The sequence below is a fragment of the Neisseria subflava genome, assembly GCF_003044935.1.
In the GTDB taxonomy this organism is placed as follows: Bacteria; Pseudomonadota; Gammaproteobacteria; order Burkholderiales; family Neisseriaceae; genus Neisseria; species Neisseria subflava_E.
Window position 1 is genome coordinate 163,661 of sequence record NZ_POXP01000001.1, and the last position, 16,240, is coordinate 179,900.

The 16,240-nt window shown below is 49.9% G+C and carries 12 protein-coding genes; 4 read left to right on the plus strand and 8 right to left on the minus strand.

Annotated elements, in window-relative coordinates; all coding sequences use genetic code 11:
- Positions 1-163 precede the first annotated feature (163 nt).
- Positions 164-1,660 (plus strand): TrkH family potassium uptake protein, encoded by a 1,497-nt coding sequence (locus DBY95_RS00795; RefSeq protein ID WP_107723035.1) that lies wholly within the window; start codon positions 164-166, stop codon positions 1,658-1,660.
- 54 nt (positions 1,661-1,714) lie between these two features.
- On the opposite strand, the gene galU is transcribed toward DBY95_RS00795, so the two are convergent.
- From galU to ampD, 4 genes are all read right to left on the minus strand, one after another.
- Positions 1,715-2,578: a UTP--glucose-1-phosphate uridylyltransferase GalU gene (gene galU / locus DBY95_RS00800; protein WP_107723036.1), complete on the minus strand. Its 864-nt coding sequence runs from the start codon at positions 2,576-2,578 to the stop codon at positions 1,715-1,717.
- Between the two features lie 111 nt (positions 2,579-2,689).
- Positions 2,690-5,158, minus strand: a complete 2,469-nt coding sequence (gene ligA, locus DBY95_RS00805) for an NAD-dependent DNA ligase LigA (protein WP_107723037.1) — start codon at positions 5,156-5,158, stop codon at positions 2,690-2,692.
- Positions 5,159-5,298: 140 nt separating this feature from the next.
- Positions 5,299-6,567: a cell division protein ZipA C-terminal FtsZ-binding domain-containing protein gene (locus DBY95_RS00810; RefSeq protein ID WP_107723038.1), complete on the minus strand. Its 1,269-nt coding sequence runs from the start codon at positions 6,565-6,567 to the stop codon at positions 5,299-5,301.
- A gap of 177 nt (positions 6,568-6,744) precedes the next feature.
- Positions 6,745-7,311, minus strand: a complete 567-nt coding sequence (ampD, locus tag DBY95_RS00815; protein WP_107723039.1) for a 1,6-anhydro-N-acetylmuramyl-L-alanine amidase AmpD — start codon at positions 7,309-7,311, stop codon at positions 6,745-6,747.
- Between the two features lie 115 nt (positions 7,312-7,426).
- On the opposite strand from ampD, the gene mltG reads away from it, so the two are divergent.
- The 3 genes from mltG (at position 7,427) to DBY95_RS00830 (ending at position 10,660) form a co-directional block, all read left to right on the plus strand.
- Positions 7,427-8,422 carry an endolytic transglycosylase MltG gene (gene mltG, locus DBY95_RS00820; RefSeq protein ID WP_107723040.1) on the plus strand — a complete coding sequence of 332 codons (996 nt, stop codon included), beginning with the start codon at positions 7,427-7,429 and terminating at the stop codon, positions 8,420-8,422.
- Between the two features lie 67 nt (positions 8,423-8,489).
- Complete coding sequence (gene tmk / locus DBY95_RS00825) at positions 8,490-9,116, plus strand: dTMP kinase (RefSeq protein ID WP_107723041.1); 627 nt, start codon at positions 8,490-8,492, stop codon at positions 9,114-9,116.
- A gap of 263 nt (positions 9,117-9,379) precedes the next feature.
- Complete coding sequence (locus tag DBY95_RS00830; protein WP_107723042.1) at positions 9,380-10,660, plus strand: malic enzyme-like NAD(P)-binding protein; 1,281 nt, start codon at positions 9,380-9,382, stop codon at positions 10,658-10,660.
- 300 nt (positions 10,661-10,960) lie between these two features.
- Here DBY95_RS00830 and DBY95_RS00835 read toward each other — a convergent pair whose 3' ends face one another.
- The 4 genes from DBY95_RS00835 to mrdA all read right to left on the minus strand — a co-directional run bounded on the left by DBY95_RS00835 (position 10,961) and on the right by mrdA (position 16,237).
- A complete protein-coding gene (locus tag DBY95_RS00835; protein ID WP_107723043.1) occupies positions 10,961-12,304 on the minus strand; it encodes an aldehyde dehydrogenase family protein in 1,344 nt (447 codons plus the stop codon).
- A 79-nt stretch (positions 12,305-12,383) separates the two neighbouring features.
- The gene (locus DBY95_RS00840) at positions 12,384-13,043 is read right to left on the minus strand and encodes a MarC family protein (RefSeq protein WP_107723044.1); all 660 of its coding nucleotides are present in this window, start codon (positions 13,041-13,043) and stop codon (positions 12,384-12,386) included.
- A 1-nt stretch (position 13,044) separates the two neighbouring features.
- The gene (rodA, locus tag DBY95_RS00845) at positions 13,045-14,196 is read right to left on the minus strand and encodes a rod shape-determining protein RodA (RefSeq protein ID WP_107723045.1); all 1,152 of its coding nucleotides are present in this window, start codon (positions 14,194-14,196) and stop codon (positions 13,045-13,047) included.
- Complete coding sequence (mrdA, locus tag DBY95_RS00850; RefSeq protein WP_107723046.1) at positions 14,189-16,237, minus strand: penicillin-binding protein 2; 2,049 nt, start codon at positions 16,235-16,237, stop codon at positions 14,189-14,191. Before mrdA ends, rodA begins: the two co-directional genes overlap by 8 nt.
- Positions 16,238-16,240 lie beyond the last annotated feature (3 nt).

The window sequence follows — 16,240 nt, forward strand, 5'->3', positions numbered from 1 at the left end:
CAGTGAGTGTTATGGTATAACATTATACTCTAAGAAAAAGAGCAGGCAAGTGTTTTTTGTTTTTCTTTATCACGGGATTGCGGCATTTTGATAAAATATGCGGTTTCAGACGGCCTTTTTTTCATGAGGCCGTCTGAATATTTTATTTTCTGATGATAGGGATATGATGTATTTGTATAAGGGGTTCAGATTGGGTGGTGCGGTAAGCAAGGTGATGCCGATTGTCCATGTATTGTCCAAGCTGGGGCTGTTGTTTTCATTACTGTTGGCCGTGCCGACACTGATGTCGTATTTTTATCACGACAGCGCGTTTCTCGTGTTTGCCTATACGGCTTTGACGGTATTGCTGGTATCGTGTGTAACTTGGGTGCTGACGCTGCGTTTCAACCGTGAATTGCGGCCGCGTGACGGATTTACCCTGGTATTGATGCTGTGGCTGGCTTTTGCTGTCGTGGCGGCGATGCCGATTTATTTTTATATGCCGTCCATGAGTTTCACCGATGCGTTTTTTGAGGCGATGTCGGGGCTGACGACAACGGGGGCAACAGTGATTTCCGGTTTGGATACGTTGGCACCATCGGTGAATTTTTGGCGGCACATGCTTAACTGGCTTGGCGGTATGGGTATTATCGTGCTGGCTGTGGCAATTTTGCCGATGTTGGGCGTGGGGGGGACGCAGCTCTTCAAAGCGGAAATTCCGGGTATGGATAAAGAAAGTAAGATGGCGCCCCGCATTTCGCAAGTGGCCAAACGGCTATGGTTTGCCTATGCGCTGACAACTGCTGCGGCTTTTGTATCCTTACATATTGCCGGTATGGGTTGGTTTGATGCCTTGTGCCATGCGATGTCGGCAGTGGCCTTGGGCGGTTTTTCTACACATGATGACAGCGTTGCCTATTTTGATTCCGTAGCAGTCGAATGGACGTTGATGTTTTTTACTGTATGGGGTGGTATCAATTTCGCGAGCCACTTTACTGCGTTGGGCAACCGCTCTTTGCAGGTGTATTGGAAGGATGAAGAATGCCGCACCATGCTGCTGGTTTTGTCGGGCAGTATTTTGATTTCGGCATTGTATCTGTGGCAGCAGGACGTGTACCAAAGCCTTGGCGAAGCTTTGCGCTTTGTCAGCTTCAACTTCGTGTCTATCGGATTGGCAAGCGGTTTCTCCAATGCAGACTTTGCCCAATGGCCGCTGATTGTGTCGTTGTGGATGTTTTTCCTGTCGAACGTATTGGCAAGTTCAGGCTCTATGGGTGGCGGTATTAAAAACGTGCGTGCGTTGGTATTGTTTAAATTCAGCTTGCGCGAAATGTTGATTTTGCTGCATCCGCGTGCGGTTCGTACGGTAAAGGTCAACAATCGCTCCATTCCGGATCGCATGGCGCTGACCGTCATGTCGTTCATCTTTATTTACTTTATGACGGTCATCGTATTCAGCTTTTTACTGATGGCGGCAGGCTTGGACTTTTTATCCGCCTTTACGGCAGTCATTGCCTGTATTACCAATGCAGGGCCGGGTTTGGGTGCAGTTGGTCCGTCGCATAATTACGCCGCGCTGAGCGATGTACAGAAGTGGCTGTGTACGGCTGTGATGTTGTTGGGACGTTTGGAGATTTTTACCGTTTTAATTTTGTTTACTCCGGCATATTGGAAGAAATAAGTGTAGAAAAAAGCCGTCTGAAATTTCAGACGGCCTTTTTATAAATAGCTGAACTTAAGCGTATTGCTTGAGCAATTCTTTAAATTGTTCGCCGGTTTCAGGGTGTTTCAGACCGTAAGCCACAGTCGCTTCAAGGTAACCCAATTTGCTGCCGCAGTCATAGCGCTTGCCTTCAAATGCGTGAGCCAAGACAAACTCATGATCAAGCAGGCGTGCAATACCGTCTGTCAGTTGGATTTCGTTACCGGCACCACGGGGCAGGTTGGTCAACAAGTCAAAAATACGCGGAGTCAGGATGTAGCGGCCGACAACGGCGAGGTTGGAAGGCGCTTCTTCCGGTTTGGGTTTTTCAACGATGTTGGTGATACGTTGATAGTTTTTCAGCTGTTCAACTTCAACGATACCATAAGAGCCTGTTTGGGAAGGATCAACGGTTTCAACGCCTAAAACGCTGTTACCGCTTTGGTTGTACACATCAACCATCTGTTTCAACGCACCTTTAGGTGCATCAATCAAATCGTCTGCCAAAATAACGGCAAAAGGCTCATCGCCAACGGCAGCTTGAGCGCATAACACGGCATGACCCAAACCCAATGCTTCAGTTTGACGTATGTACAAGCAGGTAATATTCGGAGGAAGGATATCGCGAACGTGTGCCAACAGCTTGTCTTTTTGACGCAATTCCAATTCGGTTTCCAACTCGTATGCTTTGTCGAAGTGATCTTCGATGCTGCGTTTGTTACGGCCAGTGATGAACACCATTTCGGTACAGCCGGCTTCAACCGCTTCTTCAACTGCATATTGAATCAGAGGTTTGTCCACAATAGGCAGCATTTCTTTGGGGCTGGCTTTGGTCGCAGGCAAGAAACGGGTGCCCATACCGGCAACGGGGAAGACGCATTTTTTAATGGGTTTCATATTGGTATCCTATTTTGTCTGAGGGATTAGCCCCCGAAAGTGTAATTGTGTGTAACGATAATACCACATGATAAAGTATCAGGCGGCTCGAAAAAGACTGTATATACTGCCTTATCCCAGCAACGACAGCAATTCCTCTTCGCTCAAGATGGCTACGCCCAAAGTTTGAGCTTTTTCCAATTTACTACCTGCAGCTTCTCCGGCGACAACGTAGTCGGTTTTTTTGGATACGCTGCCGGAAACTTTACCGCCAGCAGCCTCAATTATGGCTTGGGCTTGGTCGCGTTTGAGTGTGGGTAAAGTCCCTGTTAATACAAAGGTTTTACCTGACACGGCTTCATTAATGCCGTCTGAAATCGTTTCATCTTGAAGCTTAGACAGTGTTTGAGCAAAGAAAGTTTTCATATTTTCAAGCAGGGCTGCGTTTTGCGGTTTACTGTGCCATGTCTGCCAATCGGCAGGCAACGCTTTATCGCTTTGCAAACCTTCTATGCTTTGTCCGGCAAGCTCCCACAATGCCAGTGCTTTGGTTTCGCTGATTTTAAAATCGGGCAGACGGGCAATCCAGCATTGTGGTTCGGCATGGCGCAACGGCGGGATAGTGACAGCCTGGCTTTGCGGGGCAACACCCACTGCCAGCAGCTCGTCTATCATCGCCTGTTGTGCTTCTTGGGCAAAAAAGTGGGCGATGGAGTGGGCAACTACCGTGCCGATATCGGGCAGGCAGGCGAGGATGGGTTCGGGTGCATGGCGGACGTTTTCCAGTGTGCCGAATGCCTGCGCCAGCGTTTTGGCGGTGCGTTCGCCGACGTGACGGATGCCGAGGGCAAAAAGGAAGCGGGCAAGTTCAGGTGTTTTGCTGGCTTCTATGCCTGCAAGGATGTTTTCCGCCCATTTGGTCGGTTGTTTTTTATTGTTTTTGGCAAGCAGAGTATTGTCGGTCTCGCCTTCAAAGTTTTCAATCTCACCGTTTGATGGTTCTTCTTCATTAGCCGATGCTTTATCCGCTGTTTCCTTCATTTTTTGCAGGGTTGGAATATCGAGGCGGTAGAGGTCGGCGAAATGACGAACCAAATCTTGTGCTACCAGTTGCTCGATTTGTTTTTGTCCAAGTCCGTCGATGTCCATGGCTTTGCGTGAGGCAAAGTGGATTAAACCTTGCGCGCGTTGTGCTTGGCAAAGCATGCCGCCGCTGCATCGGGCAACCGCTTCGCCTTCTTCGCGTTCGATTTCGCTGTGACAGATAGGGCAATGGGTGGGCAGGTGGTAAGGTTTGTGAAGCGGTTCGGAGCGGGTTTCAGAAGGTGTTTCGGCAAACAAATCGTCTTGCAGGCCGTCTGAAACAGCAATGTTGGTATCCTGCATTGGGCGGCGTTCAAAAATTACGCGCACCACCTCGGGAATCACGTCTCCGGCGCGGCGCACAACAACTGTGTCACCAACGCGCACGTCTTTTCGAGATACTTCGTCCTGATTGTGCAGGGTGGCATTGGTGACGGTAACGCCGCCGACGAATACAGGTTGCAGGCGTGCAACGGGGGTTACTGCGCCGGTGCGCCCGATTTGTACATCAATAGCTTCGACAATGGTCAATGCTTCTTCGGCAGGAAATTTGTGGGCAATGGCCCAGCGCGGTGCGCGTGAGATGAAGCCCAGTTTTTCTTGCTGTGCCAGACTGTTGACCTTGACCACCATGCCGTCGATTTCGTAGGGCAGAGTAGGACGTTTTTGCTGCATTTGCTCGTAAAACGCCAATACTTCTTCGATATTTGGGAAACAGCCGAAATTACCATCGGGCAGGCTGAAACCAAGCTCTTTACAGTAGCTCAACTCTTGCAGGTGTTCTTCTGCGATAAAACCGCCTTGTTGTCGGGCGATGGAATAGGGGAAGAAATGCAGTTTGCGCTGTGCCGTAATGCGCGAATCGAGTTGACGCAGACTGCCGGCAGCGGCATTGCGCGGATTGGCGAAAGGTTTTTGTCCGTTTTCAGCCTGTCGTGCGTTTAAGGCGGCAAAATCGGCTTTAAGCATCAGTACTTCGCCGCGTATCTCGATAAGCTCGGGAATGTTTTCTCCATGCAGGCGCAGGGGGATGTTGGATACGGTTTTGACGTTTTGGGTAACGTCTTCGCCTGTGGTGCCGTCGCCACGGGTTGCTGCTTGAGTCAATACGCCGTTGCGGTACAGCAGGCTGATGGCCAGACCGTCAAATTTAGGTTCGATAACGTATTCTGGTTTTTCTCCGTTTAATCCGCCACGAACGCGTTCATCAAAAGCGTACATTTCGGCATGGTCAAACACTCCGTTTTCGTCTTGTGGCGAAAAGGCGTTGGTCAGTGACAGCATAGGCACTTCATGACGCACTTCATCAAAGCCTGCCAAAGGTTCGCCACCGACACGTTGGGTCGGGCTGTCGGGCAGTTTGAACTCGGGGTAGTTTCGCTCCAATGCCTCGAGCTCGCGGAACAATTTGTCGTATTCGGCGTCGGGTACGCTGGGCGCATCTAGGGTGTAGTATTCGTAGGCGTAGCGGTTGAGGAGGTCGGTCAGGTATTTGATACGTTGTGCGGTCGGATTCATGAGCAATCGAAATAGAGTTTTCAGACGGCCTGATGATAGAGAGGCCGTCTGAAAATCGATGAATATTGAAGATGAAGGGATTTTACCTGAAAAAAAGCGGATATGCCGTCATTGCATATCCGCTTTTTGATTGGGGAATTTTAAGAGAACAGGCGCAGGGCTTGTTTGCTGCCGGGTTTGAGGCCGACTTTAAGCATTTCTTCCTGACGGGCCAAAACGTAGTTGCGTACGTCTTTGAGCCATTGGGTGGAAACTTCTTCCATTTGGTCGTTAACCAAATCCAAGCTGAGTTGGCCGGAGAGTTTGACTGCCAAGTCCATAAATTTGTCGAAAGTTTTTTCACCGGCTGGAACATGCGGAATATCCAAAAGCATACTGAAACCGCGGTAGGCTTGGTTGTCCAACAGAGGATTGGTAAACGGTTTGTTGTCCAAAGTATGGATGGAGAACAATTGAGGGTTGTTGTTGTCGCCGAAGTGGAAAGCGCCGTCTTCGCCTAGTTTGAAGCCTGTATCTTCCACGGCGGCACGCAATTCTACGCCGCTGATATTGGAATGGGAAACCAAGTGAATGGCGATGGTTTGGTCAACACGCGCACAGAATTGGTCGAGGGCTTGCGCGACTTCGGTGAATGCATCCAAGTCGGTATGCAAAACTTTGCCATCCATCAGTTGAGCAAAAGCATCAACCTGTTGGTCGAAGTGTTGCAGCTCTTCACGCGCGGCCAAACCATTGCGGCTGACAGCCTGCAGGCCCATGACGAAGCCTTGGTAGTAAACGCCCGGAATCGGCTCGGCAACACGGAAATGGTCGTCCATGGTGCAACCGATGATTTGGAAGCGGTGGGTGCCGGAAAGGCGCGGCAGGGCGTGCAATTCTTGGGCTTGTTTCAGGGAGATGTAGGCCATGTAGTCGAAGCGCGGGTCAAACCAAGGCAGCTCGACTTGAGACAATTCGTCCAAGCTGATTAATGGTACTTGTGCCACAGGTTCGGCTGCGGTTTCTACCGGAGTGGAAGCGGCTTCAGCAGGGCTGACGGTAATTTCGTTGTTCAAGCCGATAACGGTGTGTTGGACTTTTTCTTCTGTGGAGAAGTCGTCTTCCACAGTCAGCTCGACATCGGTTTTAAGTTGGGCAGGGTGAGCCAGTTTGGCTTTTGCTGCGTAGATTTCATCTTGCTCTTGCAGGTTGCGCAATGCCTCTTCGTTTTTTTTGTTTTTCTTGATAAACAAACCTTGGCCGCCGGTTTCTTTGCTGTCGCGGACGTGTTTGGTTTTGCTGGTCAAAAGTGCATCTTTATCGGAATGGCCGAATTGTTCGCGCACTTGTTTGCGGTATTGGTTTTCCTGGTACATGTTGTAACCGATGACCGCCAAAAGAGCGGCGAGGGCTAAGACGATGAAAATCATGGAGTAATCACTTTTTAAAAAGGCAGCATTCCGTCTTTTTCAGGGTGCGGAATCTTGCTGCGCGGGAAGTTCGTTGGAGCCGGACTTTATGCGTCCGAATGAATAGCTGAATTATAACGAAAATAAACGGTTGTGACAGCATTATGTCTGCCAATCATTGTTCAGGCCGTCTGAAAGTTATCCGCGCCGGACGGGGAAACCTGCTTTTTGAAGGCGAGGCCAATCGAAGAAATGACCGGGATCGGTTTTCCTGTCCGGCGCGATGTCCTGATGACCGGTAACGGCCTGAATCGGGTAATGTTCGGAAATGGCGGTCAGCAAGGCTTGCAGGCTGATGTATTGTGCTTCGGTAAAAGGCTCGAAATCGCAGCCTTCCAATTCGATACCGATGGAGAAGGCATTGCATTTTTCTCTGCCTTGAAACGACGATATTCCGGCATGATAGGCCATGTCGTCGCAGGAAACGAATTGGACGGTTTCACCTTTGCGGCTGATGAAAAAATGGCTGGAGACGCGTAAGGTGTGGATGATGCTGAAAAAAGGGTGCTCGTCAGGATTGATTTGGTTGGTAAACAACTTTTCCACTGCACCTGTGTTGTACTCAAAAGGAGGGAGGGAAATATTGTGGAGGACAACCAATGAGATATCTTCATCCGGTTCGCGCGGGCTGAAATTGGGCGAATGGGTTTGGCGTGCATTCAGCCAACGGCCGTTTTGCCAAGTGTTTTTTGAAGGGGAATTCATGGTTTCAGACGGCCTTTCGGGATAGGAAAACATACGTTGGGGAAGGTGGCAGGCGTGGTACGCTTGTTTTCGGTTATACTGTCGCCCGACACGTTCACAAACCAAGAATCCTACCATGCTGAAAAAATTGTTGAAATGGCTGGCCGTATTTTTGACGGCATTTGCCGCCGTGGTTGCCGCATTGTTGTTTGTTCCGAAAGACAACGGCAAACCATACCGTATTACCGTTACCAAAAACCAAGGTATCTCTTCTGTCAGCCGCAAACTGGCTCAAGACGGCATCGTTTATAACCGTTATGTGCTGGTAGCCGCCGCATATGTGATGGGCGTACACAACCAACTCAATGCCGGCTCTTACCGCCTGTCTTCCAAAGTATCGGCTTGGGACATTTTAAAACGCATTAAAAAAGGCCGTCCTGACTCGATCAGCGTGCAAATTTTGGAAGGCGCGCGTTTTGCCCAAATGCGCCGTATTATCGACAATACTGCCGACATTGCCCACGATACGCGCGGTTGGAGCGATGAAAAACTGATGGCCGAAGTAGCACCCGACGCCTTGAGCAGCAATCCTGAAGGACAGTTTTTCCCGGATAGTTACGAAATTGATGCCGGCGGCAGCGATCTTCAAATTTACAAAATCGCCTACCGTAAAATGCGGGAAAACCTGCAAGAAGCATGGGACGACCGTCAAAGCGGCCTGCCTTATAAAAATCCGTATGAAATGCTGATTATGGCGAGTCTGATTGAAAAAGAAACCGCGCACGAAGACGACCGCGCCCATGTGGCCGCCGTATTCGTCAACCGCCTGAATATCGGCATGCGCCTGCAAACCGACCCGACCGTTATTTATGGCATGGGCGATGCGTATAAAGGCAGAATCCGCAAAGCCGACCTGCAACGCGATACGCCTTACAATACTTATACGCGCAGCGGTTTGACGCCGACGCCGATTGCGCTTCCCGGCAAGGCCGCGCTTGAAGCGGCGGGTCATCCGTCTGATGAAAAATATCTGTATTTCGTCTCAAAAATGGATGGTACGGGCTTGAGCGAGTTCAGCCACAATCTTTCTGAACACAACGCTGCCGTACGCAAATATATTTTGAAGAAATAAACCGAATAGGCCGTCTGAAACATTTATAATCCCAGTTTCAGACGGCCTTTAAATTGATAATATCCATATGAAACCCAGATTTATTACCCTTGACGGCATAGACGGCGCCGGAAAATCCACCAACCTCGCTGTAATGAAAGCATGGTTTGAGAAACACCAACTGCCCGTATTGTTTACGCGCGAACCGGGAGGTACACCGGCCGGAGAAGCATTGCGTGAAATCCTGCTCAACCCAGCCACCCAAGTCAGCCTGCGTACAGAAACCCTGCTGATGTTTGCAGCCAGACAGCAACACTTGGAAACAGTCATTTTACCTGCCCTAAAAAACGGCACGCATGTCGTTTCCGACCGCTTTACCGATGCAACGTTTGCCTATCAAGGCGGCGGACGCGGCGTTCCCTTGCAAGATATTGCCACGCTTGAGCATTGGGTACAGGGCGATTTCCGCCCAGATTTAACTTTGCTGTTGGATGTGCCTTTGGAAGTGTCAATGGCGCGCATCAACCAAACGCGTGAGAAAGACCGCTTTGAACAAGAAGAAGCCGAGTTTTTCAATCGGGTGCGCGAAGTATATCTGCAACGTGCTAACGAACAGCCGGAACGCTATGCCGTCATCGACAGCAGTCAAAGTCTGGACGCGGTAAAAAATCAGATTGAAACCGCGCTAGATAGTCATTTTGAATTGAATGTTTAAGTTTAAATAAAATGCCGTCTGAAAGAAGGGTAGTGTGGCGAAGAAATATTATTACAGAAGTTTTTAGACATAAAACCAAATAAAACGAAATATCAAAACAAATGTAATAAATATCGGTATGCGCCACCAAAAGAACATGATAAAATTACGGTCCCTTACAAAGCCGGTCTGTTAACAACCCGACTTTAGAAATTTTAAACGTCTGAAGCAGCCTGTTTCAGACTTGTTCGCTGTAAAATCTCTCTCGCAAACAGGATCGATAAATGGAAAATTCATTAAAAGAAGCCGCCCTGCAGTTCCACGAATTCCCCGTGCCGGGCAAAATCTCCGTTACCCCAACCAAATCTCTGGCTACGTCTAAAGACTTGGCGTTGGCGTACTCTCCGGGCGTAGCCGCTCCTTGTATGGAAATCCATGCCGATCCGCAAACTGCCTATAAATACACTGCCAAAGGCAATTTGGTTGCCGTGATTTCCAACGGTACCGCAGTGTTGGGTTTGGGCAACATCGGCGCATTGGCCGGTAAACCTGTAATGGAAGGCAAAGGCGTATTGTTCAAAAAATTCGCCGGCGTTGACGTATTCGATATCGAAATCGATGAAAAAGACCCGCAAAAACTGGTAGACATCATCGCTTCTTTGGAACCGACTTTCGGCGGTATCAACCTCGAAGACATCAAAGCGCCTGAGTGCTTCTACATCGAACGCGAATTGCGCAAACGTTGCAAAATCCCTGTATTCCACGACGACCAACACGGTACCGCCATCATTACCGCTGCCGCTGTACTGAACGCTTTGCGTTATACCGGCCGTAAAATCGAGGAAGCGACCTTGGTGTGCTCCGGCGCAGGTGCCGCAGCGATTGCTTGCTTGAACCAATTGCTGGATTTGGGTCTGAAACGTGAAAACGTAACTGTCTGCGACTCCAAAGGCGTGATTTACAAAACCCGCGAAGACAAAGACCGTATGGACGAGTCCAAACAGTTCTACGCCATTGAAGATAACGGCCAACGCGTATTGGCCGATGCCGTTAAAGGTAAAGACATCTTCTTGGGTCTGTCCGGCGCAAACCTGCTGACGCCTGAAATGCTGAACACCATGAACGAAAAACCAATCGTGTTCGCCATGGCAAATCCGAATCCGGAAATCCTGCCTCCATTGGCAAAAGAAACCCGTCCGGATGTGGTCATCGGTACCGGCCGTTCAGACTTCCCGAACCAAGTGAACAACGTATTGTGCTTCCCATTCATCTTCCGTGGCGCATTGGATGTCGGCGCGACCACCATCAACGAAGAAATGAAACGCGCTTGCGTATACGCTTTGGCTGACTTGGCAATGGAAGAGGTAACTGAAGAAGTGATTGCTGCTTACGGTAAGAAATTTGAATTCGGTGCGGAATACCTGATTCCTACTCCATTCGACTCCCGCCTGTTGCCGCGCGTTGCTTCTGCTACCGCTAAAGCAGCTATGGAAATCGGCGTGGCTACCCGTCCAATCGCCGATTTGGATGCGTATGCTGCTAAACTGGCCGGTTTGAAATTGTAATCCGGTAAGTAGTATTTGATTGAAAAGGCCGTCTGAAAGTTGTATTTCAGACGGCCTTTTTGTTTACTGGGTATTTTAGAAATGGCTTAATGCAGCAATTGGAATGAAAAACACGATAAGCTGCTGATTCAACGGAGACGTGGGCATATGGATTGCTTTCTAAGATAGGTTTCTTATTTTTGAAGTATTTTGATTTTGCAGAATTTTTATGGGATTAAATACAATATTTTTGCCAGTTTTTTAGACAACATCAGGCCGTCTGAAATTGGGTTTTCAGACGGCCTGAGTTAATGAAACGGTTTATTTTTGCCAATAGGTTTTGACGTTGACGAATTCGTACAGTCCGAATTCGGATAGCTCCCGTCCGTAGCCTGAAGCTTTGACGCCGCCAAAGGGGAGGCGCAAGTCGCTGCTGGTGTGGCGGTTGATAAAGACAGAGCCTGCTTGGATTTTTTCGGCGTATTGCCATGCGTTTGCCGTGTCGGCTGTGTAGATACAGGCGCCGAGGCCGAAAGGTGTGTCATTGGCAAGTACGACGGCGTGATCAGGATTGTCGGCGCGTAAGATCATGGCAACCGGGCCGAAGACTTCTTCGTGCCAAACGCGGCAGTTGGGATTGACTTGATCCAATACCGTGGCAGGGTAAAACCAGCTTTCGCCATCAGGGATATAGCCGCCGCTCAAGCATTGCGCACCGTGTGCAACCGCATCTTGAACCTGCTCGTGTACGGTTTGACGCAAGTCTTCACGGTGAAGCGGGGCAAGGGTGGTGTTCGGATCTTTGGGGTTGCCGGTTTGCAGTTTGGTGCATTCGGCAAGGAAGAGCGGGATAAATTGATCGGCAATATCTTGGGTAACAATGATGCGTTTGGCGGCATTGCAGGATTGTCCGGCATCGCGGAAACGTGAATAGCAGGCATCGATGGCTGCGCGTTGCAGATCGGCGTCGGGCAGGATGATAAACGGATTGCTGCCGCCTAGTTCAAGGACGGTTTTTTTCAGATGTTTGCCTGCGTGAGCAGCCAGCAGGCGGCCGGTATGGGTTGAACCGGTAAATGCCATGGCATCGGTATCTTCAATGGATTTAAGCGTATCTTCATGGTTTAACCATGCGCCGATAAGCGGCAAACCTTTGGGGACGAGGCTGAAGAGGGTTTCGCTGACGCGGGCGACACTGGGCGCAGGTTTGACCGCGCAGGCATTGCCGGCACATAGGGCAGGGATGGCAAATCGTAAAATCTGCCAAACAGGATAGTTCCACGGCATGACTGCCAAAACAACGCCCAAAGGCTCGAAGCGGACTTGGCTGAGGCTGGCTTGGGTGGCGATGGTTTTATGGGCAAGTAGTTCAGGGGCAAGGCGGACGTAGTAGCGGATAAGCTCGATGGATTTGCTGATTTCGGCACGACATTCGTGCAGGCAACGGCCGACTTCTTCGCAAACCATTTCGGCGAGGCGTTCTTGGTTTTGGGTGAGGCTGTTGGCAAATTGCTGCAAGAGGGCGGTACGCTCGATAATGCTTGATTGTGCGAAGGTTTGCTGAAGGGTTTGGAGGCGGTTTAATTCGTAGGTGAACTCGATATAGCTTTGCACCGGTCTGCTGTAAATGGTTTCTCCGGTGAAAACGTGGGTGCTGTGAAACATGGTTGGCTCCTTTGTTTTTATGTTTTTATGAGGCCGTCTGAAAATGTTTCAGACGGCCTTTTATTGTGATAATTGTACTTCAAGCGACCAGTTGGGGAAAAATAGATTTTAAGCCGGCAACAATAATCTCTACGGAAATAGCAGCAAGCATCATGCCCATAATGCGGTTGAGGATGGTCAGGCCGGTCGTGCCCAAGCGTTTACTGATGCGCCCGGCAACGATCAGGATGAGATAGCAAATCAGGCTGACCAGAAAGCCGGAGATGATAATTAGGGCAATATCGCTGTAATTTTTGGCGGCAGAGGAGTAAATGATGACGGTAGAGATACCACCGGGGCCGATGGTAATCGGAATGGCAATGGGTACGACGGCAATGGCTTTTTCATTGCGGCGGACTTGTTGCGCACTTTGATGTTCTTCTGAATGGGAATCAATTTTGGGTTTGGCAGGATTATCGTTGCCGTTCATTAAGGAGATGGCAATCAGCAAAACCAGAATACCGCCGCCGACTTGGAAAGAGCCCACGCTGATACCGAGTACTTTCAACAAGATACCGCCGCCTAGCGCAAAGACGACAATCACGATGAAAACGGCTAGTGCGGCAGTACGCGCAATTCTGCGTTTTTCTTTGGTGCTGTGGTTTTGTGTCAGATCAAGATAAATTGAGAGCGCGCTGAAAGGATTAATCAGCACGAGAAATGCCACAAGCAGCTTGCCGATTTCTACACCCAGTTCCATATTATTCCTCGCTTTCAGTTAGGTCATCGTTATCCGCATTACGGCGGCGACGGTTTTTGTGTTCGTTGGCAATACCCATCAACAGGGCGAGTACCACCATGATGGAAAGCGTAGCCGTACCGCCGTAGCTGACCAAGGGGAGGGGGACGCCGACGACGGGCAAAATGCCGCTGACCATGCCCATGTTTACAAAGGCGTAGCAGAAAAAGGTCATGGTCAATGCGCCTGCTAGAGTACGGCTGTAAAGGGATTGCGCTTGCGCGGCAATCCACAATCCGCGTGCCAGAATGATAAGGTAAACCAGCAGTAAAAGGATATTGCCAATCAGTCCGAACTCTTCGCCGAATACTGCGAAAATAAAGTCAGTCGTTGATTCGGGAATATAGTCCAAATGGGTTTGCGTACCGTTGAGCCAGCCTTTACCCCATACACCACCCGAGCCGATGGCAATCATGGATTGGATGATGTGGTAGCCTGCGCCCAACGGGTCTTTGGTTGGGTCGAGCAGGGTGAGGACGCGGGTTTTCTGGTAGTCGTGCATGCCGTAGTTCCACAAGATCGGCAAAGCGGCCACAAAGGCAATAATGGCGGCAAAAATGGCCTTCCAAGGCAATCCGGCAAAGAAGATGACAAAAATGCCCGAAGCCATAATCAGCGCGGCTGTACCGAGGTCGGGCTGCTTCAAAATTAGGGCGACAGGAACAAGAATCAGCACGAGGGCGACAATATAATGTATCCATTTCAGACGGCCTTCATAGCGTTGGAAATACCACGCGACAGTCATGGGAATACCGATTTTCATGATTTCGGAAGGTTGGATACGGGTAAAGCCGAGACTCAGCCAACGGGTCGAGCCGTTGACGGTAACGCCGGCGACTTCGACGCCAATCAACAGTAATACGCCGACAATGTAAATAGGCAGGGCAACTTTGGCAGCCGTTTGCGGCTTGAATACGGCAATAATCCATAAAAGGGCAAAGCCCAAAACGGTATGGATGGTTTTGTTTTCCAATTGGCCGAACTCTTGCCCGTCTGCAGAATAGAGCAGGAACAGGCTCATGATGTAGATGGCGAGCATGGCAAAAAACAGCCAAGGGTCAATCGGGGCTGTAATGGTGGATTTGAAATTTTTCCACGCTGATGTGTTATTCATGATGAACCTCCGGCTGTGAGGCAGGGCTTGTCGGCGTCAGTCCGTAGGCAGATTGGAAAATGCTGGTAATAGGCTGATGTTTGTCCGTTGTTTCGGTTTTGGCCGAATCTGATTCAAGGCCATCTGAAAACTGTTGCGGCTTGACGTGAAGCATATAAAAATCAGTCATTTCACGGGCCAATGGCGCGGCATACGCACCCCAGCCGCCGTTTTCCAAAATAACGGCAATGGCGATTTCAGGTTTTTCCAATGGCGCAAACGAGATAAACCATGCGTGGTCGCGGTGTTGTTCGCGCAGGGCTGCGGCATTGTAGCGGCCGCCTTGTTTAATTTGTACGACTTGGGCCGTACCGGTTTTACCGCCCATCGTATAGGAGAGTCCGCCACCGATACGGTGCGCCGTACCACCCGGTTTCAATACTTTTTCCATTGCGCGTTTGACGTATTCGAAGTTGTCGGCTTTGAACGGAATTTGACGCTCAGGATTGGGGTTGATACGGGTAATTTTGCGCGCGCCGAAATCCAATATTTCTTTGACCAAATGCGGCTGATGGACAACACCGTTGTTGGCCAGAGATGCTGTCGCATGTGCCATTTGCAAAGGCGTGTAGGCATTGTAGCCTTGGCCGATACTGACGGAAACCATCTCGCCGGCGCGCCATTCTTTGGCAGTAGGGTCGGAAGATTTGGCAAAGCGTTTGGCTTTCCATTCGCGGCTGGGCAAAACGCCTGTGTATTCGCTGGGCAGGTCAATGCCGGTTTTCTGGCCGAAACCGAATTGCGCCAGATACGGAGAGGCTTTATCGATACCCATTTCGTAACCCAAACGGTAGAAGAAGGTATCTGAGGATACTTGAATGGCTTTGCTCAAGTTGGCCGAGCCGTGACCGCTGCGGACGGAGTCGCGGAAGATATGGCGGCTGCCGGGTATGCTCCATGCGCCGGGAGCGGGGACGATGGTGTTTTGAGTGATTTTGCCGCTTTCCAACAAAGCCATGCCCATAAAGGGTTTGAATGTAGAACCCGGCGGATAAAGGCCTTGGGTAACGCGGTTGATCAAAGGCTTTTTCCAATCGTCATTCAGCATTTTCCAAGTGTCGCTGTCGATGCCATCAATAAAGAGGTTGGGATCGAAGGAAGGTTTGGAAACAAATGCCAAAACAGTACCGTCTTGCGGATTGATGGCCACCAATGCGCCACGGCGGTCGCCCAAGATGCGGTCGGCTTCCTGCTGCATGCGGATATCCATGCCTAGGCGCAAGGTTTGCCCCATTTTGGACGGGACATTTTTCAATATGCGGACGATATTGCCGTAAGCGTCTTTTTCGACTTCCTGATAGCCTGGGATGCCATGAAGCTGGTGTTCGTAATATTTTTCCAAGCCTGATTTGCCGATATGCGTACTGCCGCGATAGAGGGCAGTCAGGCCTTCTTCTTCCAGAATTTCTTTGTCTTTATCGCTAATACGGCCGATGTAGCCTAAGAAATGGGAGGTCAGCTTGCCGTAAGGATATTCGCGAAATGTGCGTGAATTGACCTCTACGCCTTTGAATTCGCGCAGATGCACGGACAAACGGGCTGCCTCTTCATCGGTCAGCCTGAGCTTGAGTGGGATATTTTCAAATTTTCGATAGCTTTCGCGGTATTTTTTGAAGCGTTTTAAATCTGTCGGCGTGATATCGACGTATTTTTTCAATGCTTCAATGACATCTTCCATCTTACCTTCGATGCGGCTGGGAATAACTTCGAGCGAAAAGACTGGATAGTTTTTGGCCAAAGGAACGCCGTTGATATCGACGATTTCGCCACGTACGGGCGGAGTTGGAATCAGGGTGATGCGGTTACTCGATGCCTGACCGGAAAACTCATTGTGTTGAGTCACTTGCAAGTAAAAGAACCGCGCCAGCAAGATGGAAAAGAAGATGACAATCAGGACAAAAGCAACGAGCAGGCGCAATAAAGCGTCGGCTTGTGCAGCCTGAGCAGAAGGTTTTTTGGTATGTTGACCACCGGAAAGACGGCGTGGAAGAATCGGTTTCATCTT